Below are 3,207 nucleotides of genomic sequence, written 5' to 3'. Positions count from 1 at the left end.
GCAGGCACCTTTGGCGGGAAATATTAAAACTCATAAGAGCTCATGCCCGCATCATTACTTCAAGACGCCTTCTCCCGTTGAATCATTATTACGGAAAATCGGCTGCGGATCGGGTCAGGCCGAGTTTTTCAACACAATAGGTCTAGAGACAGACTCTCACATGTTTCAAAATTGTCGAACTAATTCAAACGGGACGCCGATACCGTCTCACCGCTGACGACCAGTGCGGGTTTACCCAATTGGGGCGAGAGCAAAAAGTTCGACAAAAACTCGAACTGGAGCGACCTGCATTATTGCAGGAGACTATTATGACCGAGACCATCGTTCGCGACCGCTTCCAGAGGATCATCGGCTATATTGAGCAGACACCGAGTGAGCAGATCGCGCGGGACAAGCATCGCACGATCCTCGGCTTCTATAGCCCGCGTGACGATTACACGCGCGACAAGCATAAGATGCTCTACGGTGCCGGAAATCACTTGATGAGCCTCATCACGAACGCGGCGGGATAACGAACCGCTGATGCGATGAGGATGTAGGGCGATGCGTGGGGGCAAAAACCAACCCATAAGCGCAGTTCCTATTAATACTCCTAACGAACCACACTTACGGGCAGATTTTCCCATCGCGTCAGCGCAACACCAATATTGAAGAATGTCGAGGGGGTAGCGTATAAATATATCCGACGGGAGGCTCATGGATTCATGCCCGCGAGATATTGGTTGGACTACCCTCAATCATCTCCCGTCATCCAACTTTAGGGTGTAGGGATAGAAATGAAGGATTTTATTGTTTACGCGGCCTCCTTATTAGGTCCGAAAGAGGTTCGCCAATTCAGAAAAGCGCTTCAATCGCCTTCCTCTGAATTCCACACCCGGGTTATCGCCCCCCAATTCTATCAACCGTCAAACAATAGATACATTGGTCTCTCAACCGACCATTGGTTGGCTGGACGCAACCACCGCATCGCGCAAACGATGATGACAGAACCCAATGCTTGGCGTGCACTGACCTATTTCACAAACCCCCTTTCCATACCTCCCGCGCCTGATGTCAGGGACGGTAAAGAGGGTTGGGTCGCACCGAAAGATCGCGTCGTTTGGGGTAACTCGCAGGTATTCACCTTTGAGTTCGATAAGAATGATTTGGGCTTCTTGTCCGACCAACTCCGATGGTGTCGCAGCAGAACCGGCAAGCCTCTCGATTGCCCAATTGGCGACCTTTATCGCTGCTGCTCGCGCTGGGTCGATTTCGAGGGGATCACGGTAAACTACTCGGGCAACAAGAGCCTTCACATCCATGTGGTCTTCAACACTGCCTTCGCGCAGAGCGTTGGCATAGATGGAGATATACGAGGGGGACTGTGCGCTCACTGGGACAAACTTCGCAGTGAGGTTTTGAAGATTCTCATGCCGGGAATCGATGCAGATGCCAGTTTGAGGGCACCCGAACAGTTCCGGCGTATTCCAAACGGAGTCCGTGAACTCGAAAAGCCAAACATCCTTGGAATTCCTGCCGGGGAATATGTGCCGCAAGTCACACTATGGGAGCGGTTTCGTGATCGCGCGGCCAAAGGAGCGACGGCGATGTTCTTTGACCCAACGCTTTTTGTAAGAAGCGCGCCGACTGCCAAGTCGTCATCACGAAGGCAGATAACCCCTTTGCCAATCGGAGGCAGGCTAGATTTCTGCCGAGACAAGATGCGCGAAATCTTCAACGCGAATGCATTCCCAGCTTTCCATGACTTCGTAGAACATCAGGGCTCGGTTCAGGCCACATTCTTCAACCATGCTGGCGATGGCACCCCCTCCTCAATCATGAATTTCGATCATCGGACTGTGTTGATCAACGGGGCGAACCCGCTCAACCTCACTTCGACGACAATGCCGCGACTACCAAGACCGCTCGGTGAGATGATGGATCAGTGGTCTGACGAATTTGAGCTTCTGAATAACCGTGTGCGGTCGCCCGTCGAGCAAGCCTTTGCACAGGCGGCAGTCGATAAGGACGCGGCCCGTAAGGAAATCTCAAGGCTACTCTTGGATGTCATCCGTCGGGAAAAATTAGCGTTAATCTGTGCGCCCGAAGGCATTACCAAAACCACTGGGTTATTCACCAACCACGCTCGCATCGACCGGTGGCTCAAGGCCGAGAACGATGGCAAAGTCATGTATGCGTTTCCTGACTACAAGACCGCCAAGGAGAAAGCGGAGGAGTTCAACGAAAGGCAAGTCGGCGGCGGGCACCGGGGTGTAGTTATCGAGAGTTTCGACCGCGCTTACAAATTCGCTTGTCGGGAACTCGGAGTTGACGCTCTTTCAAACCAAGAAATTTCTGACAGCGGTTTCCACTCGCAGTGGTCCGCCATCGAGGCCATCCAGCCACAGGTGATCGAGAGGTTCCGAGAGCGGCACGCAAAACTATGGGATGAGGTGGGAGATGCCAGCCCCGTATTCTTCACTGTTCATGCGGTTGCGCACAACTGGCCTCTAACATCGCGAACGCGAACGATGTGGGCTCCGTCCTTTTGGGATGTGCAAAACCGGAATGACTCACATGCAATCCTTGGGGAAGAAACGAAGCTCACATTGCTGATCCATGATGAGGTGACAAAAGACGATTTGGTTGCAGCTTACCCCGCCTCGAAGGTCCGATGGGTTGGCTCCTTACTGTCCGTCGTCAGAACATTTGGCACAACTCGCGGCGTAGATCAGCGGAGTGTTGGCCTCGTCTCGGATTGATGTTTAGGCGGCGAGCTTGCAGTGTTGCAAGCGCCGATGTTCGAGTGTCTTTCGCTTGATCCTTTCTCTTCGTTTGATGATGGCGGCAGCCCTGCCGAAGTAGGCATCGGCGGGTGTCACATTGTCCAGGCTCTCGTGGTAGCGCTGGTGGTTATAGTGCTCGACGAAGGCCTCGATCTGCTGTTGGAGATCGCCGGGCAGGAAGTAGTTTTCCAGCAGCACGCGGTTCTTCAGGGTCTGGTGCCAGCGTTCGATCTTGCCCTGCGTCTGCGGATGGAAGGGAGCGCCGCGCACATGGCTCATCCTGTTTGCCTCGATGTATTCGGCTAGGGCGTAGACTCATTAGCGGCGATCCATAGGCGTGTGCAGAAGAGCTTGATGGCAGCGAGGAAGTTATCGCTTCGTTTGTCGTATCTGGTGGCCAAGCCTCTGGCGTTTTTGAGTTTCCCGAAGAAACGCTCGACCA

Annotated in this window: 2 protein-coding genes and 1 pseudogene; 2 read left to right on the top strand and 1 reads right to left on the bottom strand. The window is 53.4% G+C overall.

Going from position 1 to position 3,207, the window contains the following annotated elements:
* The first annotated feature begins 308 nt into the window (after positions 1-308).
* Positions 309-512, top strand: coding sequence for a hypothetical protein (locus AC13CE_RS00035; RefSeq protein WP_482971046.1), 204 nt, complete (start codon positions 309-311; stop codon positions 510-512).
* A 264-nt stretch (positions 513-776) separates the two neighbouring features.
* Positions 777-2,741, top strand: a complete 1,965-nt coding sequence (locus AC13CE_RS00030; protein ID WP_482971045.1) for a hypothetical protein — start codon at positions 777-779, stop codon at positions 2,739-2,741.
* A 3-nt stretch (positions 2,742-2,744) separates the two neighbouring features.
* Here the strand turns inward: AC13CE_RS00030 and AC13CE_RS00025 are convergent.
* A pseudogene (locus tag AC13CE_RS00025) lies at positions 2,745-3,044 on the bottom strand (integrase core domain-containing protein); the annotation flags it as partial.
* Positions 3,045-3,207: the final 163 nt, after the last annotated feature.

The organism is Qipengyuania sp. B-5 (assembly GCF_056857815.1).
The sequence above is the reverse complement of the archived record's forward strand: the minus strand, read 5'-3'. Positions and strand labels throughout refer to the sequence as shown.

Excerpts from the sequence above, each read along its gene's own strand:
- AC13CE_RS00035 (WP_482971046.1), top strand. The coding sequence starts at position 309 with ATGACCGAGACCATCGTTCGCGACCGCTTCCAGAGGATCATCGGCTAT.
- AC13CE_RS00030 (WP_482971045.1), top strand. The coding sequence starts at position 777 with ATGAAGGATTTTATTGTTTACGCGGCCTCCTTATTAGGTCCGAAAGAG.